This window comes from Enterococcus sp. AZ071, from assembly GCF_050499065.1.
GTDB classification, from domain to species: domain Bacteria; phylum Bacillota; class Bacilli; order Lactobacillales; family Enterococcaceae; genus Enterococcus_A; species Enterococcus_A ferrettii.
This window is the reverse complement of the sequence record NZ_JBIPAS010000001.1, coordinates 96775-120319: the sequence shown is the minus strand read 5'-3', so window position 1 is coordinate 120319 and position 23545 is coordinate 96775. Positions and strand designations below refer to the sequence as shown.

At 41.1% G+C, this 23545-nt stretch carries 24 protein-coding genes; 13 read left to right on the top strand and 11 right to left on the bottom strand.

Features of this window, described 5'->3' with window-relative positions; all coding sequences use genetic code 11:
• Positions 1-34: 34 nt before the first annotated feature.
• The 9 genes from gndA to IGI49_RS00520 form a co-directional block, all read right to left on the bottom strand.
• Positions 35-1444 carry an NADP-dependent phosphogluconate dehydrogenase gene (gene gndA / locus IGI49_RS00560; protein WP_429963013.1) on the bottom strand — a complete coding sequence of 470 codons (1410 nt, stop codon included), beginning with the start codon at positions 1442-1444 and terminating at the stop codon, positions 35-37.
• Positions 1441-2397 (bottom strand): Gfo/Idh/MocA family protein, encoded by a 957-nt coding sequence (locus IGI49_RS00555; protein ID WP_429964947.1) that lies wholly within the window; start codon positions 2395-2397, stop codon positions 1441-1443. The genes gndA and IGI49_RS00555 overlap by 4 nt, the downstream gene beginning before the upstream one ends.
• Before the next feature lie 18 nt (positions 2398-2415).
• Positions 2416-3573 carry a PTS fructose transporter subunit IIC gene (locus IGI49_RS00550; RefSeq protein WP_429963012.1) on the bottom strand — a complete coding sequence of 386 codons (1158 nt, stop codon included), beginning with the start codon at positions 3571-3573 and terminating at the stop codon, positions 2416-2418.
• Positions 3573-3881, bottom strand: coding sequence for a PTS fructose transporter subunit IIB (locus IGI49_RS00545; RefSeq protein ID WP_429963011.1), 309 nt, complete (start codon positions 3879-3881; stop codon positions 3573-3575). The genes IGI49_RS00550 and IGI49_RS00545 overlap by 1 nt, the downstream gene beginning before the upstream one ends.
• Positions 3869-4339 (bottom strand): PTS sugar transporter subunit IIA, encoded by a 471-nt coding sequence (locus IGI49_RS00540; RefSeq protein WP_429963010.1) that lies wholly within the window; start codon positions 4337-4339, stop codon positions 3869-3871. The genes IGI49_RS00545 and IGI49_RS00540 overlap by 13 nt, the downstream gene beginning before the upstream one ends.
• Positions 4340-4350: 11 nt before the next feature.
• A complete protein-coding gene (locus IGI49_RS00535; RefSeq protein ID WP_429963009.1) occupies positions 4351-6279 on the bottom strand; it encodes a BglG family transcription antiterminator in 1929 nt (642 codons plus the stop codon).
• A gap of 371 nt (positions 6280-6650) precedes the next feature.
• Positions 6651-7841: an ABC transporter permease gene (locus tag IGI49_RS00530; protein ID WP_429963008.1), complete on the bottom strand. Its 1191-nt coding sequence runs from the start codon at positions 7839-7841 to the stop codon at positions 6651-6653.
• The gene (locus IGI49_RS00525) at positions 7828-8970 is read right to left on the bottom strand and encodes an ABC transporter permease (RefSeq protein WP_429963007.1); all 1143 of its coding nucleotides are present in this window, start codon (positions 8968-8970) and stop codon (positions 7828-7830) included. Before IGI49_RS00525 ends, IGI49_RS00530 begins: the two co-directional genes overlap by 14 nt.
• Positions 8971-8982: 12 nt before the next feature.
• Positions 8983-9915, bottom strand: coding sequence for an ABC transporter ATP-binding protein (locus tag IGI49_RS00520; protein WP_429963006.1), 933 nt, complete (start codon positions 9913-9915; stop codon positions 8983-8985).
• A 117-nt stretch (positions 9916-10032) separates the two neighbouring features.
• Here IGI49_RS00520 and IGI49_RS00515 point away from each other — a divergent pair, with 117 nt between their 5' ends.
• Together IGI49_RS00515 and IGI49_RS00510 are read left to right on the top strand one after the other, a co-directional pair.
• Positions 10033-11145 (top strand): sensor histidine kinase, encoded by a 1113-nt coding sequence (locus tag IGI49_RS00515; protein WP_429963005.1) that lies wholly within the window; start codon positions 10033-10035, stop codon positions 11143-11145.
• Complete coding sequence (locus tag IGI49_RS00510; RefSeq protein ID WP_429963004.1) at positions 11120-11746, top strand: response regulator transcription factor; 627 nt, start codon at positions 11120-11122, stop codon at positions 11744-11746. Before IGI49_RS00515 ends, IGI49_RS00510 begins: the two co-directional genes overlap by 26 nt.
• A 248-nt stretch (positions 11747-11994) precedes the next feature.
• Here IGI49_RS00510 and IGI49_RS00505 read toward each other — a convergent pair whose 3' ends face one another.
• A complete protein-coding gene (locus IGI49_RS00505; protein WP_429963003.1) occupies positions 11995-14670 on the bottom strand; it encodes a homing endonuclease associated repeat-containing protein in 2676 nt (891 codons plus the stop codon).
• Between the two features lie 609 nt (positions 14671-15279).
• Here IGI49_RS00505 and IGI49_RS00500 point away from each other — a divergent pair.
• From IGI49_RS00500 to IGI49_RS00450, 11 genes are all read left to right on the top strand, one after another.
• Positions 15280-15993 (top strand): lantibiotic protection ABC transporter ATP-binding protein, encoded by a 714-nt coding sequence (locus IGI49_RS00500; RefSeq protein WP_429963002.1) that lies wholly within the window; start codon positions 15280-15282, stop codon positions 15991-15993.
• A 1-nt stretch (position 15994) separates the two neighbouring features.
• Positions 15995-16720 (top strand): lantibiotic immunity ABC transporter MutE/EpiE family permease subunit, encoded by a 726-nt coding sequence (locus tag IGI49_RS00495; RefSeq protein ID WP_429963001.1) that lies wholly within the window; start codon positions 15995-15997, stop codon positions 16718-16720.
• A 2-nt stretch (positions 16721-16722) separates the two neighbouring features.
• Entirely contained in the window at positions 16723-17445 is a 723-nt protein-coding gene (locus IGI49_RS00490) for a lantibiotic immunity ABC transporter MutG family permease subunit (RefSeq protein ID WP_429963000.1), read from the top strand.
• A 53-nt stretch (positions 17446-17498) separates the two neighbouring features.
• Entirely contained in the window at positions 17499-18167 is a 669-nt protein-coding gene (locus IGI49_RS00485) for a response regulator transcription factor (RefSeq protein ID WP_429962999.1), read from the top strand.
• A complete protein-coding gene (locus IGI49_RS00480; protein WP_429962998.1) occupies positions 18149-19513 on the top strand; it encodes a sensor histidine kinase in 1365 nt (454 codons plus the stop codon). The genes IGI49_RS00485 and IGI49_RS00480 overlap by 19 nt, the downstream gene beginning before the upstream one ends.
• Positions 19514-19582: 69 nt before the next feature.
• Complete coding sequence (locus IGI49_RS00475; RefSeq protein WP_429962997.1) at positions 19583-19822, top strand: hypothetical protein; 240 nt, start codon at positions 19583-19585, stop codon at positions 19820-19822.
• Positions 19823-20224: 402 nt separating this feature from the next.
• Positions 20225-20428, top strand: coding sequence for a hypothetical protein (locus IGI49_RS00470; RefSeq protein ID WP_429962996.1), 204 nt, complete (start codon positions 20225-20227; stop codon positions 20426-20428).
• 35 nt (positions 20429-20463) lie between these two features.
• Positions 20464-20682 carry a DUF2922 family protein gene (locus IGI49_RS00465; RefSeq protein WP_429962995.1) on the top strand — a complete coding sequence of 73 codons (219 nt, stop codon included), beginning with the start codon at positions 20464-20466 and terminating at the stop codon, positions 20680-20682.
• A gap of 111 nt (positions 20683-20793) precedes the next feature.
• Positions 20794-21177 (top strand): hypothetical protein, encoded by a 384-nt coding sequence (locus IGI49_RS00460; RefSeq protein ID WP_429962994.1) that lies wholly within the window; start codon positions 20794-20796, stop codon positions 21175-21177.
• Positions 21178-21212: 35 nt separating this feature from the next.
• Entirely contained in the window at positions 21213-21884 is a 672-nt protein-coding gene (locus tag IGI49_RS00455) for a DUF2922 domain-containing protein (RefSeq protein WP_429962993.1), read from the top strand.
• Between the two features lie 128 nt (positions 21885-22012).
• Complete coding sequence (locus IGI49_RS00450; protein ID WP_242704509.1) at positions 22013-22093, top strand: putative holin-like toxin; 81 nt, start codon at positions 22013-22015, stop codon at positions 22091-22093.
• Positions 22094-22473: 380 nt separating this feature from the next.
• On the opposite strand, the gene IGI49_RS00445 is transcribed toward IGI49_RS00450, so the two are convergent.
• Complete coding sequence (locus IGI49_RS00445; protein WP_429962992.1) at positions 22474-23493, bottom strand: SDR family oxidoreductase; 1020 nt, start codon at positions 23491-23493, stop codon at positions 22474-22476.
• Positions 23494-23545 lie beyond the last annotated feature (52 nt).

Here is a 23545-nt window from a genome sequence, read left to right as displayed (position 1 = left end):
CTTCCAAACTTGGAATATGGGGGCATCTTTTTTTCTAGTACCACTTATAATGAAAAATACCTTTTCTATCCGTTCGCTCATAAGTATGGGCGCCAAAGTAGTCACGTTGAGCTTGAATCAAATTAGCTGGCAAACGCTCCGCCCGATAGGAATCAAAATAAGTAACCGCAGCAGAGAAAGTCGGTACTGGAATCCCAGATTGAACTGCCAATACAACAATTTCTCTCACAGCCGTTTGATATTGTTGAGTTATTTGACTGAAATAATCATCCAGCAATAAATTTTTTAAGGCTGAGTTCTTATCATAAGCCTCAGTAATTCGCTGTAAGAATTGTGCACGAATAATACAGCCAGATCGCCAAATTTTAGCTAATTCACCCAAAGGCAGGTTCCAATCGTATTCCTCCGAAGCTGTACGCAACTGAGCAAAACCTTGAGCATAGCTGATAATTTTACTGAAGTAAAGTGCCTGACGTAATTTTTCAATTATTAATGCTTTATCCCCAGAATAAGCTGGATGAGTTGGTTTGAATGCTATCTTGCTAGCAATAGTCCGCTCTTCTTTATAGGTAGAAATGAACCGAGCGAAAACCGATTCCGTTATCACTGACAAGGGCACACCTAAATCTAAAGCATTTTGACTGGTCCACTTACCGGTACCTTTATTGCCTGCTTTATCTAAGATTAAGTTTACCAAAGGCTGATCGCTACCTAGATCATCCTTGCGAGTTAAAATATCAGCTGTGATTTCAATTAGAAAGCTATCCAGCTCTCCTTGGTTCCATTCGGCAAAAATATCGGCCATTTCGGTAACAGATAACCCTAACAATTGCTGCATGAAATCATACGCTTCGGCAATTAATTGCATATCTCCATATTCGATGCCGTTATGAACCATCTTCACGTAATGACCTGAACCATCTGGACCGACATAAGTAACACAAGGGGCTCCATCTTCAGCCTTTGCTGCAATTTCCTGCAAAATCGGTGCTACTAGCTCATAGGCTTCCTTTTGACCACCTGGCATGATCGAAGGACCTTTCAAGGCACCCTCTTCCCCACCAGATACCCCTGTTCCTATAAAATGAATACCCGAGTCAGCCAGTTCTTCACTACGACGCTGCGTTTCTTTAAAATAGGTATTACCACCATCAATCAGCACATCTCCCTGATCCAAATGCGGTAGTAGAGCCTGAATAGTTGCATCGGTCCCAGCGCCAGCTTGCACCATCAAGATAATTCGGCGTGGCCGTTGGATTGCAGCAGTAAATTCTGCTATTGAGTATGCAGCTTTTAAGTTCCTATCTGGATGATCTGATAAGACCTCTGTGGTTTTAGCAGTAGTCCGATTATAAATTGCAACGGAGTATCCACGGCTTTCAATATTCAAAGCCAAATTTTTCCCCATTACTGCCATACCTACGACACCGATTTGTTGTTTCATTCTGTCACCCCTATATTTTTTCGATAGAGTTCATCAATAATAGTTGTAGCCTCGATACTTACTGCGGGAGTCATTATAGGGCTTGTCAGCAATCCTCGTTGAAGACAGTCATTTACATGATCAATCTCAAAGACAAATTCAGAATTCATCTCAAATACCAGCGTCTCCTCTTTGCCCTCTTTTTCCAGAGACAAACGGTCAGTCTTCCAAAAATTAGGAATTGTCAATCGTCCGGTTGTTCCATAAATTTCTATCCGACTGTCCGTTACAATGTCTTTAGTAATTAAGATACTTACCATGACATTAGGTGCCATCTTTAGATTGATCACACAACCATCATCAGACATGGGAGGCTGAATCGCAAAATTTCCTGAATTGTTTTCCAAAGGCTGCTGAAAAGCAGTGAGTAAAAATTCCAAAGAATAAGTGCCTGCTCCACGTAAAATCCCACCACCATTAGCAAGCTTTTTGAACCATTCGCCACGCTCAGCACCGGTATGACAGCTGATAATGTTCACCCATTGAATCTCACCAAGCTCCTGCTGAGCCAGTAATTGCCGAACCTTTTGATGAGCAGGCAGAAAGACCGACTTTTGTGCCTCCATTAAAAAAACGCCTTTTTCCTTGGCAACTGTAAAAACTTCCTCTGCCTGTTCTTTCGTCATACAAATAGGCTTTTCGCATAAAACATTTTTTTCTGCCTGCAAAGCTTCTTTTAAACAATCATAATGACCGCCATTGTAATTGGCAATATAAATAATATCAATCTCATCGTCCTGATAAAGCTCTTGATAACTTCCATAATAACGAGGAATTGCAAGTTCATTTGCCATTTTCTGGGCCTGCTCAAATTTTCTGCCAGCAATGGCGACAACTTCTCCAGCATGACTTTCCCTAATTCCTTCTATAAAACGGGGAACAATTGTTGCAGTACTTAGAATTCCGTAACGCACCTTCTTCAATCCAATCACCTACACTTCATTTTCTTTAACTGTCTTTTTTAGCAGCTTGCTGCGCCAGTTAGTTTTTTCAGCTTCCATCATCCCTTCTGAAGCAGCGACTGCTTCAATCTGTAATTCCTCCTGTGATAGTGGTTTTTTGATTGTCGCATAGATTAAGCCTGTGGCAATTGATCCAATTAACCAGGCTGCAATGAAACCCAACGGTCTTGTCATCATCGGGATAACAAAAACTCCACCGTGAACTGCTGGCGATTCTGTTCCAAACACCATACCTAATCCACCTGTTAGAGCAGCCCCGGGAATTGTTGCACAAAGTACCCGAATTGGATCTTGCAATGCAAAAGGAATTGCTGCTTCAGTGATGTAGCAAAAAGACAAAGGTACTGCTGCTTTAGCATTTTCAATATCGCTTCGTGTAAACTTTCGCTTCTGAAAAAAAACTGCTAACGCCATACCTAACGGTGGGGTCATGCCAGCAGCCATTTTAGCCGCTGTTGAAGCGAAATTCCCCTGTGCATTCAAAGCTGTAGCAAAGGAAGAAGCAATTTTAGTAATAGGGCCGCCAAAGTCTACGCCCCAAAAACCGCCTAATACTGCCCCAAAAACAAATCGAGATCCACCTTGCAACGAATTCAAAAAGGATTCAATTCCGTTAGTCATCCAAGCGATTGGTTCGCCTAACAGAAATTGAAAGGCGCAACCTACAGCTAACGTTGTAAACACAGGAATAACCAAGATTGGAATCATTCCGTTCAGCCATGAAGGAACCTTCCAAGTTTTAATCCACTTCACTAAATATCCAACTAGGAAACCACCTAATAATCCGCCGATAAATCCCGCTTTGATTTCATTAGAAAGCAACCCGATAGCCAATGCTGGTGCTAACGCTGGACGATCTCCAATTGTATAGGCAATTCCAGCACATAATACGGGTACCGCAAAGATAAAAGCAGAAGCTCCGATTTGATTAATCTGGAAAGCGACCGTGCCCACCATGTCAGGATTGGTGGCAATATCGTAACCGCCAATTGCTTTAGCAATTGCTTGAATAATTCCACCTGCAACAATTACAGGAATCATGTAAGAAACACCTGTCATAAAGGAGGCCTTGATTTGATCCTTCATCGTTACTTTTTTGACATTTTTCTTGCGTTCGATTTTAGCCATTATGCGATCGCCTCCATCAATTCTTCAATCAATCCATCGGCATCCTTTACTGCCTCCTGCACCCCGCATTCTAATATTGGCACTGCATCAAAGCGTTTCACATTTTTAATCGTAATATCTGAAGCAATAATCATACCATTTGCGCGTTGGATATCTGCATCAGTTAATTGATTTTCAGGACCTTGTGCACCCTGGGTTTCAACTTTGATCTCGATTCCTCTTTTTTCTGCTGCTTTTTTTAAGTTTGCGGCTGCCATATATGTATGGGCAATTCCGACAGGACAACTAGTAATCGCTAAAATGTACATAATTTTTCCTCCTCTTTTTCAAATAAATGAACAATCTCATGAGTTGTTTGAGCTAACAGCAGACCCTCTCGAAAATCTTCTTCCATTAATAAGGTCGACAGCTGCGACAACAATTTCAAAAAGTCTTTTTTGGCACTTTCAGGTACAGCCAACATGATGACATAGCGAACAGGCTGATCATCCAAAGATGCCCATTCCACTTCGTTTTCCAGACGCACTAAAGTAAAACAGGTCTCCTTTACTCCTTCACTTTTGGCATGAGGTATGGCAATTCCCATACCAATACCGGTTGTACTTTGCGCTTCGCGTGCCAGAACATCTTCTAAATATTTGTCCGCATTGCTTAGCACTCCGTTTTCAGACAGTAGTTGAACTACTCGTTCAATAACATCTCGTTTTTCCCGTCCACCCAGATTAAATTGGATTAGATGAGGATTGATTGCTTTGCTTAGCTTCATATTTTCACTTCCTACTGCATTATTAGCGCTAATGCTTCTTTTTTTGTTTTTGCCTGCAGCACCTTGTTGACTCGAGCAGTATCTTGAGTGAATGCTGCGAGTTCTTCAAAAATATCTGCGAATAAATGTTGGATATTCGTATCAATTGCTAACACGAAAACTAATTGGACTTGCTCATTCTTCCATGAAATAGACTTTTCCAATTGAATAACAGCAATCCCTTGCTTTACAACACTTCCTTGGTAGGCATGGGGGATTGCCACCAAATTGCCGATAGCGGTGGAAGACAAACATTCTCTTTGTAAAACCAATTCTAAAAAATCAGCTGTAACGTAGCCATCTTTTTCCAGTGCGTTCACCCCTTGTCGAATCACTTCTTCTGGTGTCTGCATCTTTGACTGCAAAAAGACCAGCGACGGAGACAAAAGGGGAGCTAAATGAGAGGATTCTTTCGTGTTCAAATTTTGTTGAACAGCTTTGCGCTCTTGTTCATTCAATACCGGGGAAACATAAACAACTTTAACATCCGGTATATTCAGCGGCACAGTACTGATAATCAACTCTGCTTCATAATGAAGCAGCCGGGGATCTACCGCCGAAGAGATACCTATGATTTCTAATTGTGGAAATTCTTTTTCTAATTTTGATTTCAGCAAGTAACTTGTTCCCATTCCTGATGCACAGACAATCAACGCAGTGACCGGCTCTGCAGTGACTAAACTGCTGCGATCAATTGCTGATTCAATATGCATGACCAAATAGCAAATTTCGTCTTCATTTAACGTCAGCTGATACCTATTTCGAATACATTCAGCATATGCAACAGCAATCTCATAAGCTCGCGGATACTTTTTCTTCAATTCCTTTGTCCAAGGGTTTTTGATACTGATACCGTAGCTTAGACGATTTAACAATGGTTTAAGATGAAGTAAAAGAGCGGATAGAAATCGCTGATCCTTTGCCAAACTAGCCGAAAACAATTGGTCTATCTGCTGACTCCATTCCTTCAAAATTACTAAGAGCTCTTGATCAATTGGTTGTTGCTGTAAAACAGCAGCTGCTGAAAATGGTTGATTGGCCAAATTTGCCCCCATTAAGTGAATGGTTAAATAGCCTATTTCAGATTGCTTATACAGCAATTCAAAATGTTGAACCAATCGCAGATACAGTTTTTCTGCCAAGCTCCATTCTTTCTGCCTTTCAAGCTTTGACAATTCGCTTTGACCCATTTCCACATATTGATTATGGGACAAACGTTGCAGCGAGATTGCAATATGAATAATCAATCCCTTTAATGCAATATCAGATAACTCAATAGCAAATTCCTTCTGAAAATCCAAGACTAGCTGCTTGATTTCAGAAACACAAACATCAGGAAATGTTTTCTGCATATCCACAAAATCCAACAGCATCTCCTCAGCAGCCGTCTCTTGTTTTAACAGTTCCGCTTTCAATATACGGAAAGCGATTTCATCACCTTCGATTTTAATTCCTTTGCGTGGTGCGCGAATTAGTGAAACGTTGAAGCTAGCTAAATATTCTTCTAACGCATCTAGATCTCTCAAGACAGTACTGTTGCTGGAGAAGATTTGTTCTGCAATACACTTAACCGATAGATACTCTTGAGTATTCAATAAAACATGTAAAATATCTCTTTTTCGAATCTCCATTTCTTCTGTACTGTCTTCATTGTTGACTAAACTCAACAACCGTAATTCATTGACGGATTCTGTTGGATAATCCAGCCAGATTCCTTGTCCCTTTTGCGTCAAAATTCGATAAGGCTTATCAGCAAAACTGGCATTGATTCGTTTGATATCATTTTTAATCGTTTTTGAACTGACGGACAACTCTAGAGCTAATGCGTTCGAAGTTTGCTTTTCTCCCAGAGGCTTATCCATCAGCAATTGAATAAGTTTCTTTTCACGTAGCTGCAGCATGTGATCACCTATTTCCTTGTAATTACATGTTTATTATGACATCTGACGATCAAAAAATACAATCCATTCTTTTCTTCTTCCTAAGGAACCCTATGGAGTTAACGCCCAGCCAGATAGTGAATCAGCTTTTCCTTCAGTATCTTTCACACAAAAAAACCCATGCGAAATTAACAATTTTCACACAGGCTTTTCTATTCAGAAATTTGATTAATCCATAAAGTCAATTAAGTAATCTTTTTGCTTTGATAAATGATCAGTCATTCTGCATTCTCTTTAATGCAGGTTTACAATGCCAGGTATCTTGAAAGATCTTATCAAACTATTTATCTTTAATGTATTCACGAGAAAAAAGTTAATTAATTTAGTTGATTTTATTGTTCCAAAACAGCATTTTCTTTCTTACTGAATAGACTCAACCCGCCTTTTTCCTTCATAGTGATCAAATGAATGACCAAGAAGACTGCCGTAAAGGCGAGTAGAATCAAACACTGCTGCAGGAATTTATCTTTAAAAGCTTGATTAAATTCGATCGTTTTTCCTAACAATTCATTGTTTTGGACGAACCAATAGGTTGGTGTGAATGAACCAATCTTCATTACCACATCAGGCAGCATATCAGTTGGAACAAAAACTCCGCTGATGAAGCAAGAACCCATAATAAAGACATTGTTGATTCCGGCAATCGCTTCACTGCTCTTAATTACACTCGTTACCAAAATAGAGAAGGCAACCATGACCGAAGAGAAAACCAGAGTGTTCAACAGAAAATAGCCGGTCAATAGATTAAAGCCGCTGTCCGTAGCAAAGAAAACAAAAGCTGTGAAAATCACAAAACAAACAAAGGAATAAACGAGACTGCCAATTGAAATACGGCGAGATAACTTCCGACGAGAGACTGGCGAACAACTATTGCGATCCTTGATTTCTTTTCGATTAAAAGCGAGATTGATTACCGAGTAGCCGCTAAAAATAGTCATAAACAAACCATAAGCTAATAGATTGTAAATGCTGGCCTTGACTGTTTGACGACGCTTTTGATGATAGGTGTTGTCAAAATGAACCGTACCTTCTTCACTCAGTGTATCCTGAGTCATGGTTAGAATTTCTTTCTGACTCATTGAAGGCATTTGTTTTTGGAACGTTTGATAGGTGTTCAAAAAGTGATTAATTGTTGTATTAACCAGTGATTTTGAAAAAGTTCCTGGTTTTGTCTGACTATCGACGGTTGCTTTCGTTCCGGCAGCTAAATCTGCACCGAAGTTTTTAGGAATGGTTAGAACATATTCTGCTTTATCGAAATACAGTGCATCATCGATTCCCTTCTGACTATCATCCTCTAAGGTTACTCGTTCATGCTGGCTGGACAGCTGTTTGACCAAGCTGCGACTGATTGCTGAATCATCCTTATCAAAAATTACAATCTTAGCACCTCCCAGGTCTTCTGGTTCAGCCTTTAATTGCCCTGCATAAAAAATTGTTATGATTCCCATAATGATAATCCCTAACAACAAGGCTCCCTTGTTTCGTTTCAGAATTTGTAAGATTGCATTATATGTGGTCATATTGAACCTTCCTCTCGAAGTAATAGTTTAACAGGGTGAAGACTATCGCAAAGCCGATCATCCAAATCAAGTTTTGGTAGAATGGGCGCAAAGATTCATAATAGAACAATTGATACATGCTGTCGCTGATTAAGTTAACAATATTCAGCTTTCCTAAAAGCGGCAGATGCAAATCAATCCAGTATTTCAATGATTGAGATCCCATCATGCCGGCAAAGAAACTCATCGCCATAGAGATCCCCACACCAACACTGATTTTCTGCTGGAAGGTCATTTTAGTAAACGCATTGCCTACCAAGGTACCAAATGACAAAGTAGCCAACGAAGCAATAGCATAGATTAGGAAAATGTACCCCCAGCGATCCCCGAAATCTACGCCATAAACAAAACGGAAAACAGCTAGAATCGCCATACTTTGAATATAGAAAAGAACAAAACTTGCTAACAGGTTGGCTGTAGCTACCATTAATTTGTTTTTCGGAATAATACATAAGCGAATACCATTAGGCGATTGGTTCGCCTGCTGATCGTTCGCATTTTTCAATCCCCACATGAAACCATACATAATCGCCATTGCAACTAAGGTAAAGAAGTAGAAGGACTTAATGCTGAAGTTGCTTGATTCATGACTTTCTGTCACAAAATCCTCTGAGCCAAAGGTGTCAGCTGACAAGTTTTGGGGCTGAACTGTGCCAGACGAAATCAGGGTTTCAATTTCAGCTGTTCGCTGCACATACTGGTTCAAAAATTCCTTTAGAACCGTTTGTGGAATCCCGCTTTGACTAACCGAAAGAGCAATGTCATCTGGTGTGATTTCGTAGTAGCCAGCAATTTTATCATCTGACAGCTGTTTAGCAGCTTCCTTTTTACTCATCCGCTCCCCTTGGTAAACAGGTTTGCCATTGTCGTCCTCTATGGAATATAGGACATCTTCAAAGTTCTCTGTTTTTTGCTTATCGGTTGAAACGATCCCTACTTGAGTCGTTTCCAAGCTATCCATGTTATCCAAGCTGCTAAAAGCTAAGTTGAACAACAAACCTAAGACTACGGGAAAAGCGAAGGTCCAGAATAGCAGAACTTTATTTTTTAGCAATACCTTGATGCGGTAAACAAACAATCGTAAAAACATCTTCGACTCCTCCTAATCTCTCAGCTCTTTGCCAGTAATCTCTAGGAACACATCATTCAACGTAGCTTCTTCAGTGACTAAATTGGCATAAGGAATGTTTTCTTGTTCAAAATAGCTTAATATCGGCAGCATGCTTTGCTTCAACTCTTTTGTATATAAAGTTAAGTACATTTCATCGTAGCTGACATCAGAAACACCGGGTAATTCACTGATTACCTTTAACTGAACTTGAGAAATATCTGGTACTTCCATAATGACCTTTTCACTAGTACGAACCATATTCTTCAGCTGTTCCTTCGTTCCCTCTGCAATAACCTGACCTTGGTCGATAATCACGATTTGGTTACAAAGAATTTCAACCTCTTCCATATAGTGAGTAGTATAAACAATGGTCGCTCCCTGACGATTCAACTCCTTGATGCTTTCCAAAATCTTGTTACGACTTTGCGGGTCAACTGCTACTGTTGGCTCATCTAGGAAAATCAGCTCCGGCTTATGAACGATTCCGCAGGCAATGTTCAAGCGGCGTTTCAATCCACCACTCAGCTGTGCAGGAAAGAATTTACAGAACTCTTCCAATCCAACCAAGGAAATGACTTCCTTTACGTATTGGTTCCGTGTTTTCTTATCATTGATATACAACCCACAGTAATAGTCGATATTGTCCTTCACATTCAATTCTTCAAAGACAGCAATTTCCTGTGGTACCACACCGATTTTTTGCTTAATGTTGTATTTATTAGGGCCCATTTCTTCGCCAAAGATTTTGATATTGCCGCGATCATAAGACAGCAGCGACAAGACACAATTAATGGTTGTTGATTTCCCGCTTCCGTTTGGTCCTAACAGTCCTAAAATATCTCCTTGCTTAACTGACAAATTTAAATGGTTAATTGCTAAAAAGTCGCCATAGCGTTTTACTAAGTTTTCAATTTCGATCATCATGTGTAAAAACTCCTTTTCTTTTTCTTATTACCATGACTATAATGGAAAATGAGCAGAGGAAATAGTGATATCCTGCTAAATGCCACATGACAAATGTCACATGATTAGGAGAAGTACATGACGAAATACACCTATTGGCTTGAATATCTCTTCCTATTTATCAGCGGGGCTCTCTTATTATTCAGCAGTGGCTTTCAGCCAGAGAATATTTGGTACGTGCTGATTGCAATTCTATTGATTGCTCCAGCTCCCTTGTTTCCCAATAAGATCGGTGCCTGGTTGTCATTTGCTGCAATCGTCGTTACTGGAACGCTTGTGCCCAGCTTTCTATTTTTCTTTCCGGCAACGCTGCGTATAATTTGGCGGGAACAAAAACCCTATGATTGGTTGATGCCTTGCGGAATTTTAGGACTGCTGTTTCAACCTGAAATCACAATATTTATTCGTGGGATTCTTGCCAGCTTGTCGCTGTTTGCCTTGTACTTATGTTTGCGGGAACGAGAATATATTCAATTAAGAAGTGAACTGCTTCAGCTAAAGGATGATAGTTGGGAAAAACAGGAATTATTGAAGGAACAAAATGATGAACTGATACGCTCACAGGAGACCTTTGTTGAGCTAGAGATTGCCGAAGAGCGCAACCGAATTGCCCGAGACATTCATGACAATGTCGGACATTTACTTTCCAGTGCAATTATTCAGTTAGGGGCTGTTGAAGCACTCAACCAAGATTCAACCGTCGATAAACTATTGGAGCAGCTGAAGGAAACCATTCACAGCGGGATGAATAGTATACGAAAAAGTGTGCATGATCTTCATAACGACTCCCTTAATTTGACAAAATCGGTCCCCCTTTTGTTGGCGGACTTCCGCTTTTGCCCAGTAGAGCTAGAAGGAACCATTCCTGAAACCTTATCCAAGACTCAGGAAAAAGTACTTCTGACAGTAATTAAGGAAGCCTTGTCTAACGTCATGAAGCACAGTCAGGCCACACAGGTTCGCTTAGTTTTTGATGAGCTGCCAGCTTTTTATCGCTTGAAGATTTTAGACAATGGCAAATCTGTTCCTGAAAACCCTGAGATTACCAATGGCATGGGCTTAGCCAGCATGCGGCAGCGGGTTCAAAAAATTAATGGTCAGCTGCATATTCACCCTTCTCAAAAAGGGTTTCAAATCAATATAATTTTACCAAAGGAGACGAACGATGATACGGGTAGCAGTAGTGGATGATGATTGTCTGGTAACAGAATCGCTAAAAACAATTCTTGAAGCCAGTGGAGAAATTAAAATAGTAGGAACCGGTCATTCTGCCCCGGAGGCAGTGGCCCTGTTTCTTAAGGAACGACCAGATGTGTTATTAACAGATATTCGTATGGGAGAGAGCACTGGTATCCAAGCTTCTAAGGAAATACTTCAACAAGTGCCTGAAGCAGTCATCTTACTGCTGACCACCTTCTCAGACGATGAATACATTCGTGAAGCCTTGGCTTTAGGCGTGAAGGGCTATTTAATCAAACAAAACTTATCCACCATCGTTCCCGCCATTAAGGCTGTAAACAACGGACAGTCCGTCTTTGGGACCGAGATTGTTGGGAAGCTGACCGAAATTTTGCAAAATACAACACCCAAAAAATCTCATAACTACCAATTGTCCGAACGTGAAGAAGCAATTTTGTTAGAGGTAGCGAATGGGAAGAACAACAAAGAGATTGCCAAAGCACTTTTCTTAAGTGAAGGAACCGTTCGCAATTATATCAGTCAATTATTAGAAAAGCTGGAGGTTCGCGATCGAACACAGCTGGCAATTTTTTATTACCAAGAGTATCAATAAACTAAAATAGGAATCAGGCAGCAGCGACACCAAAAGCCTTACATTTGGTGGTCGCTATCCGTCCTGATTCCTAATTTTTATGAAAAGAAAAACAAACTCCGACAGCAGATCAGTTAATGAGTGGGACTTTACTAAACTGTTTCAGCTACATCTTCTTCTTCTTCGCCAAAAGTAGAAACATACTCCTCTACCAGAAATTCATTCATGGCTTTGTCGGTTTTCTTATATCATGCTTTTTCATATCTCCCTTAAATTAACCCAGCTTTTTTTAAGAAGGTATTCCAGGTTCCGAAGCGGTAGGAAGCCAAACTCGCGCGCTCAAAATCCTTTACTTCCGGTATTTTCTCCAGCTCAACAGCTCGCTGCTTAATTGCTGCAATCAACTCTTCGTCATTAAGTTGTGCTTTTAGCGGCTCACGTTTGGCAGGCTCCAGTCCCGCTTCCAGTAGAAAGGCGCTCCAACTACCGAATCGGCCGATGACTAACGTACCATATCGAAACTCTTTTACGCTAGGGCTTCGACCTATTTGAACGGTTCTTTCCTTAACCAAGTCAAGCAGCTGTTCGTTGCTGATTGCTGTTTCATGCTTACCAGCTTCTTCTAAGCCCGCACTATTTAAAAAGGTGGTCCAATTACCAAATCGTTTGAGGATCAAGTAACCATATTTAAACTCTTTTTTTCGTGGTGTTCGGCCTAATTCGGCGGCTTGGGCTTGAACCAGCTCAATTAACTGCTCGTTGCTGATTTTATAACCTGATTTCACTGGCTTTGCTGGCTCTAGAGCAGCACTTTGTAAAAAATCAGCCCATGTTCCAAATCGGCTGGTTGCTAACTCACCACGCTTGAATTCATATTTTTTGGGGGTTCGACCTAATTCAAGGGCTCTTTCCTTAACCAAATCAAGCAGCTGTTCGTTGCTGATTTTAGGTTTTGGCTTCACCGGCTTTACAGGGTCTATCCCTGCGCTTTGCAAAAAAATGCTCCATTTTCCAAATCGGCTGGTTACTAATCGACCATGCTTGAATTCACTTCTTTTTGGTGTTCGACCTAACTCGTCGGCTTGGACTTGAACCAGCTCAATCAACTGCTCATTACTGATTTTAGTTTTTGGATTCCTTGGCTTTACACGGACACGGGCCAGTCCGGCACTTTTTAAAAAAGCTCTCCAGGTTCCAAATCGGCCATTTGCTAGTCGACCATAGTGAAACTCTCTTATTGTCGGAGTTCGACCCAACTCGGCGGCTTTGGCTTGAACCTCTTCAAGCAATTGTTCGTTGCTGATTTTATAGCCTGATTTTCCGGGAAACAAAAGGTCTAGTCCTGCACTTTCTAAAAAAGCACTCCAGACTCCAAATCGTTTAATTGCTACTGGTGCATGTTCAAACTCTCTTATTGCCGGGGTTCGACCCAGCTCAGCTGCTTGGGCTTGAACACGCTCAATCAATTGTTCGTTGCTGATTTTGACTATTATTTTCGTTTTTTCTTCCGGTGGTTCTATCGGCTCTAAGCCCGCACTTTTTAAAAACCTTTCCCAGCTGCGAAATTTATCCTTCGCTAGCTCAGCATACTCGAACTCGATAATCGTTGGTGCTCGATTCAATTCCACTGCTTGAGCTTTGATCAATTGAAGCATCTGATTATTACTGATTTTAAGAATATTTTTTCCCCTTGCGGCTGGCATCTGCTCCACCGCCTTCAAGAAATTGTACCACCCTCCATAGCGGTTAATCGCTACTTTACAATAGGGACTCTCTTCCATCTTCGGCACTCGACCCAATTCTACTATTTCTGCCCGAATCAATTCAACTAGTCGTTCGTTGCTGACCTGAATATATTTTTCTGGTTTTAACCCAGCCGCTAGTAAAAATTCGATCCAGCTGCCGTATCTGTTAACTGCTTGAGATCCGTGCTTAAACTCTTTTTTCTTCGGAGGACGCCCCAATTCCACCGCTTGCGCACGAACCGCTTCCATCAGCTGTTCATTGCTGAGTGATTTCCGATACGCTTCAGGCTTCGTTGTTTTTAAACCCGCGTGATATAAGAAAATTTGCCAACCGCCAAACTGATCACAGGCCCACTTATTCTGCGTAAACTCGTGTTTTTGAGGGATCCGGCCCAATTCAGCAGCTTGCGCTTGAACTAATTCCATCAGTTTTTCCTTACTCAGTGCTTTCTGTTTCTCTCTAGGCATCTCGATTTCCAGACCTGCGCTAGCTAAAAAGTTTCGCCAGCCGCCAAATCTGTTCGTGACCGTTGACTCCTGAGCAAATTCATATCTTTTAGGGGTTCGACCTAATTCAGACGCTCGAGCTTGCACCAACTCGATTAGCTGTTTATCACTGAAGTATTTTTCTGGTATTTCGTATCTTTGCTGTTTTCTGCGTTTCTTCACTTTGGCTGGTTCTAGATTTGCTGCCCGCAAAAAGTCTGACCAACCACCATATCTGTGGGTGGCTGTCGCCCCCTGAACAAACTCATATTTTTTGGGTGTTCGACCTAATTCGACCGCTCGGACTTGCACCAACTCGATTAAGCGTTTATCGCTAATTTGTTTGAATTTTTCTATTTCTGGTGATTCTAGCCTTGCAGCCAACAGAAATCTTTGCCAACCACCATATTTTTTTATTACCGCTCTAAACTGAGTAACCTCATTCCGTTCAGGTGTTCGACCCAACTCGGCGGCTTTGGCTTGAAACAAGCGGATTGCTTCTTCATCACTCATCAGAGCATTTCCGCTGTTCTTGGTTTCCAGACCAGCACTGGCAAGAAAGTTGTTCCAACTGTCAAAGCGCCTAATGGCTGTTGCAGCTGCGGCAGTCTCAACATCTTTATGTGTGGGCGTTCGGCCTAATTCAACAGCTTTCTGCTGGATTAAGGCAATCAATTCCTCATTGCTGCTATTTTTATTTCCATTTTCACTCATTTATCAAAGCTCCTTACTTCTTATAAATTACTTTGAAACTTAGTGTTGCCAATACTTAGGCCAGCTAACTTTCCAACCTGATTGATTCAACTTTTTATTAACCAGCCTAGACCGCTGGTTTTAAACTTACGCTATGTAAACAGTGCTCAAAAATAAACCGTTTAACTATTTTATTCTACTTATCTTAGAATCTTAGAAGAAAATGAAATACGTGACTTATTATACTTCATTGAATTCTTCGATAAAATAGAAAATTACATAATCTGTTCTTTTTTTAATGAAACTAATTATGTTAAAAAATTACTCAGTATTATAATGAGTGTGAAGAGATTTTTTGAATTATTCCTTGCTAGATGTTCGCAGCATCTAGTGAGGATTTTTGCTTTCACCATACCATAATGAATATTTTAAAAGGATGACCTTGACGATCGTACTCATAAATTTACTTCAAGTTCCTATACTCTCATTATTAGCGAGCCCTCTTTGCTTTCCCCCACTGAATTCCAGCGACCTCTAAGAAGTTGAAGGTAAGAAGCAATTATTTTATTGACTCCTTATACTTTCCTTATATTCTCCCAGTATAGTGAAAGCATCAAAGGAGGACTTCCCATGAAAAACATGATTTTAACAACTGAAAACCTGACAAAAACTTATCACCACCAAAAAGCGGTGGCCGATCTTTCTTTAAAAATTCCAGAAAACAGTATTTACGGACTTTTAGGTCCAAATGGGGCCGGAAAATCGACTGCCTTGAAGATGATTACCGGAGTAGTTCAACCCACAGCCGGAGAAATTATTTACCGGAACAGGCCCTGGCAGAGACAAGACCTAAACGAGATCGGTGCCTTGATCGAGAGTCCCCCTCTTTACGGTAACTTAACTGCTTATGAAAATCTGCTGGTTCGAACGACTGCTCTTGGCTTACCCAAGTCTCGGATTCAAGAGGTACTGCAGCTGGTAGACTTAACAAATACCGGGAAGAAAAAAAGCCGACAGTTCTCTATGGGGATGAAGCAGCGTCTAGGAATTGCCCTAGCTCTTTTGAATCATCCCAAGCTGCTGATCTTAGATGAGCCGACGAATGGCCTTGACCCCTTAGGCATTCAAGACCTGAGGAACCTGATTCGTTCATTTCCTGCTAAAGGAATTACCGTGATTTTTTCCAGTCATATTCTATCGGAAGTGGAAAGTACTGTGGACACAATCGGCATTATTGCCAATGGCAGATTAGGCTACCAAGGGGATTTGCCGGAAAGCAGCGCTGCCTTAGAAAATTTATTTATGGATGTAGCTCGATCACATCGTGAATTGGGGGTTGAATAACATGGGAAAGCTAATTCAAGTAGAATATATTAAAGGCCGCCGCAGTTTTGGCCGCAGAAGTTTACTCATTTTTCCACTTTTAGTATCACTGATGGCCATCTTTTTGATGGGGGGTCAATTTACTCAAATAGGTGCTTATAACTGGTGGTATATGATGCTGCTGCCAGCAGTAACTGCGTTGGTTTGTATTAACTTAATTAATCCTGACAAACGTTTGGATTTTTTCAACACATCGATCCTGCCAACTCCGCAAACAAAAGTCTGGCAAGCAAAAATCTGGACTGGCTGTTCTTATTTATGCTTAGCAAACGGTCTGATTTTTGGCCTAACAACTTTTTCAGGTTGGCTATTCAATACTCAATATCCTGTACGGAGCGGTTTAACAGCTGGTTTAGTGCTAACCATTACCTGGATCTGGCAGGTTCCGTTGGCTATGTTTTTAGCGACACAATTCAATTCGATTGTGACCTTTCTGAGTATCCTAGCTTTAAATATAGGCTTCTCTGGTCAGCCTACTGCTGGCGGGGCGCTTTGGTTCATCCCCTTCGCAATTCCAGCCCGATTGATGGCCGCCATCCTTGGAATCAATCCAAACGGTGTCCCCATGGAAGCAGCTAGTCCGCTTTACAATACAGATGTAATCCTACCAGGGATAGTCATCACCAGTACGTTATTTGTACTGCTGTTTATTGCAACAACCAAATGGTTTAGTCAAAGGAGGAAATAGCCATGTTGAAGCAGCAATTGCAGGCCGACAAGCTCAAACTAAGTAAAACGCCTTTTTTTATCTTACATCTCATGATTCCTTTATTAGGTTTGGTTGCTTTCATTAGCTATCAATTAATGACCCATTATTCGGCGGAAGCACTGACGATCAATTATTATCAGCTATTAACCCTGATCTATCCTTTGATAGCTACTTGGATGTGCACATTAACAGCTGATCAGGAGATCGAAGCTGGCGGCGGCTTCTTTCTACTAAATACTACCTCACGCAGCAGTACGCTGTTATCTAAGCTGCTGTTCTTGATCGGCTCAGGCCTATTCGCCTGCCTTTTTGTGGTAGTGGGTTATCGTTTCATTATTGGTCTTTTCCTTACCAATTATTCTCTACCATTTAATACAAATCTGGAACTTGCTTTGGTGATTTGGGGTTGTGCCCTCTTTCAGTACTTTTTCCATTTCTGGATCGGATTGTGCTTTGGCCGGAATGTTAACTTTGCGGTAGCAACCTTCGAACTGCTGCTATCAGCCCTTTTAATCACTGGATTAGGTGAAACGATTTGGTTCTTCTTTCCCTGTGCTTGGGGTATTCGTTTGATACCACTCGTGGCTGCTTCCCAACCTGCGATAAAGTTAGGCTTCGGGGTATTAGGAATCGGGACTTTATTGATGTTGGCTTTTCTTTTCAACTGGTTTCAAAGATGGGAAGGACGTAAAAATGAAGAATAGACCCCTTGTCTAGTCTTTCATTTCAAAATATACTTAAGCAAGGAGGTGCTCAGATGGCACAGATTTTAGCAATTGATGATGACAGTGAAATTTTGAATTTTATCAAAACTGCTTTAGAAAGACAGGATCATCAGGTTACTACGGTCACCTCAACAAAGGAAGTAACTCCAGAAAAGGCAGCTTTTGCCGAATTGATACTGTTAGACGTCATGATGCCTGAAGAAGACGGCTTTACCTACTGCCAACGAATTCGCCAGCTGGTAGATTGCCCGATTCTTTTTGTGACTGCTCGGACAGCCGAGAATGATTTAGTCCATGGCCTGGGAATCGGTGCTGACGATTACATCCAAAAGCCCTTTACCGTTGCAGAACTGCGGGCACGAGTCGCCGCTCATCTTAGACGAGAATCGCGAACCCACAGCCATGTTCTGAGAGTAGACAATTTAGTTTTGGATTTAACTAATCAACAAATTCTGTATGACAAAATACCTATCAATTTTACCAAATCAGAATATGGCATTTGTGCCCATTTGATGGAGCATGTCGGGCAAGTATTCTCCAAGGGACAATTATATGAAGCTGTTTTTGGCTATGAAGGAGAATCCGACGAAAGTGTCATTGTCGAACATATCAAAAATATTCGAGCTAAGTTGAAAAAACTTGGCGCAGAGCCAATTGAAACAGTCTGGGGGATCGGCTATCGATGGAAAAAAAGAAAATAATCAGCCTGACCGGTTACGTCACCCGAATTCTGATAATGGCCTTTCTTGGCGTATTCATTCTATTGGCAGCTGCCCTTTTTCTCTTTCAGTTAATGATTCAATCTAGCATGATTGCACCTGCTAATGCCGGAGAAACTGCTGCTCGTGGGGAAATTGAACGACTAAAGCAACTGAACAAATTCCCTGATGATTTGCAGCCAAGCTATTATGATTTTGTTTATTTTGATCAGAAGAATCAAGTAATCGCTTCTTCTTTGAGCGGAGATAAATTAAAACAGGAGATTGATAAATACACCCCTGAAAATGATACTTATTCAACCGGTGCTTATGTTCAATTTGACGACGGCAGCCGCTGTCTTTTATCCTGGACATATACTGCACAATTTACCAATGAAACACTTCGGCGTATTTTACCAAGCGCGGAATTAATTTTTATTATTGGAACTGGACTTGCATTAATTCTTTTCTTTCTTTTACATACCCGTAGAGTCAGCCAAAAGCTGCGAGAAAAGCTGGTGCTGGTAGAAGCTGCCAGCCAGCAAATTACCGCACAAAACCTGGAAGAATCGATCCCGACTTCTGCCGGTATCAGTGAATTTAATGAAACATTACAGTCAATGGAAGATATGCGAGAAGCATTAAAATTTTCGCTGCTTCAACAATGGGAGGCCCAACAGCAACGAAAGCAAGAAATTGCTGCCCTGACTCATGACATCAAAACACCACTGACAGTAGTGAATGGCAATGCTGAGCTTTTATTGGAGGACAAGTTAGATCAAGAACAACGGAACTTGGTTCAAGCCATTTATCACTCAGGAAGTAAAGCCAAACAATATGTGGGTGCCTTGCAGCAATTATCCAATTTCGAAGTAGTCAATGAAGAAAAAGAACCCTTGTCTATTGATCATTTGATTCATGAATTGAATGAGTCACTTACCCCAGTAGCTCAGTCAAAGGGAATCAACTTAGACTATCATTACAACCAAGACTTACAGCAAATTGTTGGTTCGACGTACATGCTGACTCGTGCCTTAATCAGTATCGGCGAAAATGCTATTCGTTTCACCTATTCAGGCACAGTCAACATTCAAGTAACACAAACTAAAAACGAAACCCACTTCATCTTTGAAGATCATGGTCCCGGCTTTAGCAAAGAAGCCCTGCAGCATGCCAAGGAAATGTTCTGGCAGCAGGACAAAAGTCGAACTCCTGACAGCAACTACGGGATCGGTCTAGCCATCGCTGAAAAAGCTGCTCAGTTGCATGGCGGCCGATTGGTATTGGAGAATACTGATGATGGTGGGAGAGTTGTGTTGGTGGTGAAAAATTCTACAAAAACCCAATAGCAACAATGATCTCACTATATATTTATCCCTTCCATCCTTTAAAGTTTGTTACAGATTAGTTGCCATATATTGACTGCAACAGCCCTGGTAGCGAGACGATCGCATTATGGGACACTGCCGGACTATCTGTATTTGCCAGACACATCGTTTGGTTTCCTGTTGAGTAAGCAGCCGATTTTACAACAATTTCCTTTCGAGTCTGGGATTTATTATCATCAGTATTCGTCTCGCTGGACGACCCACTATCAGGCTGAAGCAGAGAGAAATCACGGCTTCGATGCCTTCCCTTTGGATGAACAATCCGTATGATCAAACAAAAATAAATAACTAGAAAATAGAGGCAGTTTCCCTTTTACCAGGTGAAACTGCCTCTTTGTTCGTTCTTTCATTTATTGATTTTTGTTATTTTATCTTTTTCTCAAAATAGCTTAAGCCGTCTTTTTCGTTGATATACCAAGGTTTATCGGCTTTTTCCCACAAACGGAGAACACCCCGATTAAAAAAACTTTTCTGGTACCCCAGCCCCTTTTTTCACTTTTCCAAAAATCAAAAGCCTATTAAATCAAGGTTTTGATTTTTGAAAAGGGCCTGTAAGCCCGAATTATACTCTGGGGTCCCTATAGCTTTTTTTTGAAAAATTATTTATTGTTTAGTCACCGGCCGGGACACAAAAACGAAAAATAAAACAACACCATTGGAGGAATGAAAAAAATGATCCAACTACTAGGAACAAAATTGCAGGTCCAAATTGAACAGAATGGCGAAGACAAACAAAAGAAAGTCAATTTCAGCAATATCGTCAATAATCCAGCGGAAGCCGACATCGTAGCATTAGGGGAAATAATGGCTGACCTGGCACCGGATAGTTCGTTAGACAGCGTAATCGTAACAAACCAAACACGAGTTACTAAATAAGAAATAGTAACAAAGAAGAAAAGAAGGAGGTCATTATGCCTACAACTAAATTAGTCGCAATGTTCCAAACAGAAGACGGAAAAATGCAAACTTGGTCTTATGAAACACCCAACACGAGTAAAACAGCAGAAGAAATGAAGGAAACACTCGAGAGAATGACTCAACTAAATCTGTTTCAAAAGCATGGCATTCGTCAGTTTGTGGCGATCCAAAGTGCTGAATTTATTACTACCAAAGAAACAACGATTTTTTAGTCACTTATTAGAAAAGCTTCGTTGACTTAGCCATTTTCAAAGTCATCACTAAAAACATTAAAAATAGCCCCGCAGTCTGAGTCCTGCGGGGGCCAAAGGAGGAACTAATCAATGTCAGAACAGCCTTTTACCACTCATCAGCTGTTTCATTCAAAACAAGAAAAATTAGAAGAAGAAATTCTGAACTTCTATCAAGAAACACAGGACAGTACTGTCACTATCCAAGTTTTACTAGCCGCAAAGGTTCGTTACCAGCTAGGCGACACAAGCTTTCACTTATTTATGAAGGGATTGGTCCGGCATTTATTTGCCAAAGCAACCATTAACCGTGCCCTTCGCCGTTACTTCTTTTTCTTTGCGGATTATTTTACCAAAGATGAGTGGCAAAAGCTGACTGCGCGATGTTTCCCAGCTGAACCTGTCACTACTGAATTATTTGAAGTCACTGAAGCCAATACCCTTGGAACTGATCTGTCTGCAGCAGAAAGTTCCTGAAAATAATAAAAAAAGAAAAAAGAGGAGAGATCTATATGTTAAAACTAAATGCTTCATTCGAAGACGAAATGGGAAAAAGACACCGTTGGTCTTACAATGAACCTAATCCAAATCTGACGCCGGAGGAAATTCGTACATCCTTAGAAACTTTAACCACATTGAAATTATTTGAGAAAGACAATGTAAAGCAATTCCAAAAGGTGGTTTCTGCTAAATTCGTGGAGACAATTGAAACCCCGCTCTTTGATTTATCAAAGCCAGCTCCACAGGCGTATGTAGCAGATCCTGATAATGTATTTGCGCCGCAATTTGTTACCGAAGAACCATCTAAAGTCTCTGAAGAAGTTACTAATAGTGAGAAAGCAGCCATCGTTGTAGAAGATGAAAAGGCTGTAAAAACACCGACTACACCAGCTGAACAAGGGCTAGTAGCTCCTGTTTTAGTGAAAGCAGTAGAAGCTGCTGGTATGAAGAGAACCGCTCCAGCTGCTGTTCCAGCAAAAATTTCTGTGCCGCTAGCAGCTGTTTCTGAAGAAATGAAAGTTAATCCTCTTCCAAATGATTCAGCTAAACAACCGTTTGAAGCAACTGAATCACACGAACCCGAAGCTCTGCTCAAACCGGTCAATCCACGAAAGGCGCAAGTAGACAGAGTCCGAGCCTTTCACGAAGCCAAGAAGAAAAAAGGGAAAAAGAAAAAACGCTAAGTCCCTCACCTGACCTTGATTGTCGCAAGAGAGGTGATGCCTGACTTAGCAGTGTTTATGGCGGTGGCTGAACTTCTATAAAGGAGGGATGCGAAAAAAATGCTTAACCTAGGAAAGGATTTCCCGCCATGACTGTGTATCAGGCGTTGACCCTGGCAATTGCCTTTGCGACCTTGATCATTACCCTTGATCGACACAATAAGAAATAGTACCAAGGCCTACTCACAGTCACCGTCTTAAACGGTGCTATTGGGGTGCTAGCGCGCGGCACCTCTGCTTATGCGAGTAGAACGAATAGTTGGACCTTATCTATTTTCACAATAGCCAAGGCTACGGTCACAAAAAATTCTCAGCTTGTAGTAAAAGCTCGTTCTTTGAAAATCCAATATTGTGAGCATTAATCCAAGAGTCTGCTGTATGCCTTTGAAACAGATCCCTATTCTTGCAAACTAAAACTTTTTAAACTGTAAAAAAGTGGCCAAACAGTCAGGTACCAACTGTTTAATCACTTTTATACATATTTATTTTGCTTGTCTTGCTGTCACCTATTGAACAATTAACTTAGCACATGTGAATTCTAGAAAAAGCATCAAAGCTCGCCATTTTTCACCATACTATCAATTGAATCCAAGACCGTCTGCTCTTTAGTGAACATTGGCCGCCACTCTAGGACATCCTTTGCTTTTTGATTGCTGATATTACGATTCATAGCCAGCATAAGCTTTCCTTCTTTGGCTCTACTATTGAAATAGGAAGCAATTTCAATCGCCCAAGCGGAAATGGTTCTAGTCGTTAATTGAGACGCTAGTTGCGGACGTTCTTTACGGATCAGCTCTTCAATCTCCAATAGCGTAATTTCTCCATCAGTAGATGCAATAAACCGTTGATTTCTAGCCTCAGGAGTAGTCATTGCTCGAATATGGATATCCGCTACATCTCTGACATCAACCACATTCAAGGGAAGATTAGGAAATGCTTTGCCAAAGACCATTTTCAATACGCTAAAACTGCCTGAGGTATGATCATCCAGCGGAGGTCCGAAAATTGCTACAGGATTGACTGTCGCAAACTCCATTCCACTGCGGTCATGCTCGATAAATTCCCATGCTGCCTTTTCTGCTAAAAGCTTAGATTTCTCATAAAGTGAGAGACCGGGTTGCTGTTCATCTGTCCAATCCTGTTCGGTTGTTACCTTATTATGGTCTAGATTACTGAAGCCTAGTGCACCGAAGTTAGAGGTCATGACTACCCGTTTGACATCTGCTTTACTGGCAGCTGTTAGGATTCGTTGAATGCCTTCTACGGCTGGACGAATCATTTCATTTTCATCCTTAGGGACTGAGAAAAAGACTGGTGAAGCAACACTTAACACGTACTCTTGGTCTTCAACCGCCTGATCCCAGCCATCATCCTTCAACAAATCAGCTTCCACAAAGGTCAGCTTGCTAAGATCGGTAATCCCATTAGCACTCATTGTATCTTTTATATAATCGGCACGTTTTAGGGAGCGTACAGTTGTTCTGACTTGAAACTTCTGCTGCAATAGCTGATGAATAATATGTAGCGCTAAAAAACCAGTACCGCCAGTAACTAAAACCGTTTTATTCATAGCGAACACCTCCACTTATTGTCTAAGCAGATTAACACAGGTTTAGTGAGTG

Excerpts from the sequence above, each read along its gene's own strand:
- IGI49_RS00455 (WP_429962993.1), top strand. The coding sequence starts at position 21,213 with ATGTTAAAACTAAATGCTTCATTCGAAGACGAAATGGGAAAAAGACAC.
- IGI49_RS00480 (WP_429962998.1), top strand. The coding sequence starts at position 18,149 with ATGGAAAAAAAGAAAATAATCAGCCTGACCGGTTACGTCACCCGAATT.
- IGI49_RS00445 (WP_429962992.1), bottom strand. The coding sequence starts at position 23,493 with ATGAATAAAACGGTTTTAGTTACTGGCGGTACTGGTTTTTTAGCGCTA.
- IGI49_RS00515 (WP_429963005.1), top strand. The coding sequence starts at position 10,033 with ATGACGAAATACACCTATTGGCTTGAATATCTCTTCCTATTTATCAGC.
- IGI49_RS00495 (WP_429963001.1), top strand. The coding sequence starts at position 15,995 with ATGGGAAAGCTAATTCAAGTAGAATATATTAAAGGCCGCCGCAGTTTT.
- IGI49_RS00535 (WP_429963009.1), bottom strand. The coding sequence starts at position 6,279 with ATGCTGCAGCTACGTGAAAAGAAACTTATTCAATTGCTGATGGATAAG.
- IGI49_RS00485 (WP_429962999.1), top strand. The coding sequence starts at position 17,499 with ATGGCACAGATTTTAGCAATTGATGATGACAGTGAAATTTTGAATTTT.
- IGI49_RS00470 (WP_429962996.1), top strand. The coding sequence starts at position 20,225 with ATGATCCAACTACTAGGAACAAAATTGCAGGTCCAAATTGAACAGAAT.
- IGI49_RS00540 (WP_429963010.1), bottom strand. The coding sequence starts at position 4,339 with ATGAAGCTAAGCAAAGCAATCAATCCTCATCTAATCCAATTTAATCTG.
- IGI49_RS00460 (WP_429962994.1), top strand. The coding sequence starts at position 20,794 with ATGTCAGAACAGCCTTTTACCACTCATCAGCTGTTTCATTCAAAACAA.
- IGI49_RS00450 (WP_242704509.1), top strand. The coding sequence starts at position 22,013 with ATGACTGTGTATCAGGCGTTGACCCTGGCAATTGCCTTTGCGACCTTG.
- IGI49_RS00490 (WP_429963000.1), top strand. The coding sequence starts at position 16,723 with ATGTTGAAGCAGCAATTGCAGGCCGACAAGCTCAAACTAAGTAAAACG.
- IGI49_RS00545 (WP_429963011.1), bottom strand. The coding sequence starts at position 3,881 with ATGTACATTTTAGCGATTACTAGTTGTCCTGTCGGAATTGCCCATACA.
- IGI49_RS00510 (WP_429963004.1), top strand. The coding sequence starts at position 11,120 with ATGATACGGGTAGCAGTAGTGGATGATGATTGTCTGGTAACAGAATCG.
- IGI49_RS00550 (WP_429963012.1), bottom strand. The coding sequence starts at position 3,573 with ATGGCTAAAATCGAACGCAAGAAAAATGTCAAAAAAGTAACGATGAAG.
- gndA (WP_429963013.1), bottom strand. The coding sequence starts at position 1,444 with ATGAAACAACAAATCGGTGTCGTAGGTATGGCAGTAATGGGGAAAAAT.
- IGI49_RS00530 (WP_429963008.1), bottom strand. The coding sequence starts at position 7,841 with ATGACCACATATAATGCAATCTTACAAATTCTGAAACGAAACAAGGGA.
- IGI49_RS00500 (WP_429963002.1), top strand. The coding sequence starts at position 15,280 with ATGAAAAACATGATTTTAACAACTGAAAACCTGACAAAAACTTATCAC.
- IGI49_RS00525 (WP_429963007.1), bottom strand. The coding sequence starts at position 8,970 with ATGTTTTTACGATTGTTTGTTTACCGCATCAAGGTATTGCTAAAAAAT.
- IGI49_RS00505 (WP_429963003.1), bottom strand. The coding sequence starts at position 14,670 with ATGAGTGAAAATGGAAATAAAAATAGCAGCAATGAGGAATTGATTGCC.
- IGI49_RS00465 (WP_429962995.1), top strand. The coding sequence starts at position 20,464 with ATGCCTACAACTAAATTAGTCGCAATGTTCCAAACAGAAGACGGAAAA.
- IGI49_RS00520 (WP_429963006.1), bottom strand. The coding sequence starts at position 9,915 with ATGATGATCGAAATTGAAAACTTAGTAAAACGCTATGGCGACTTTTTA.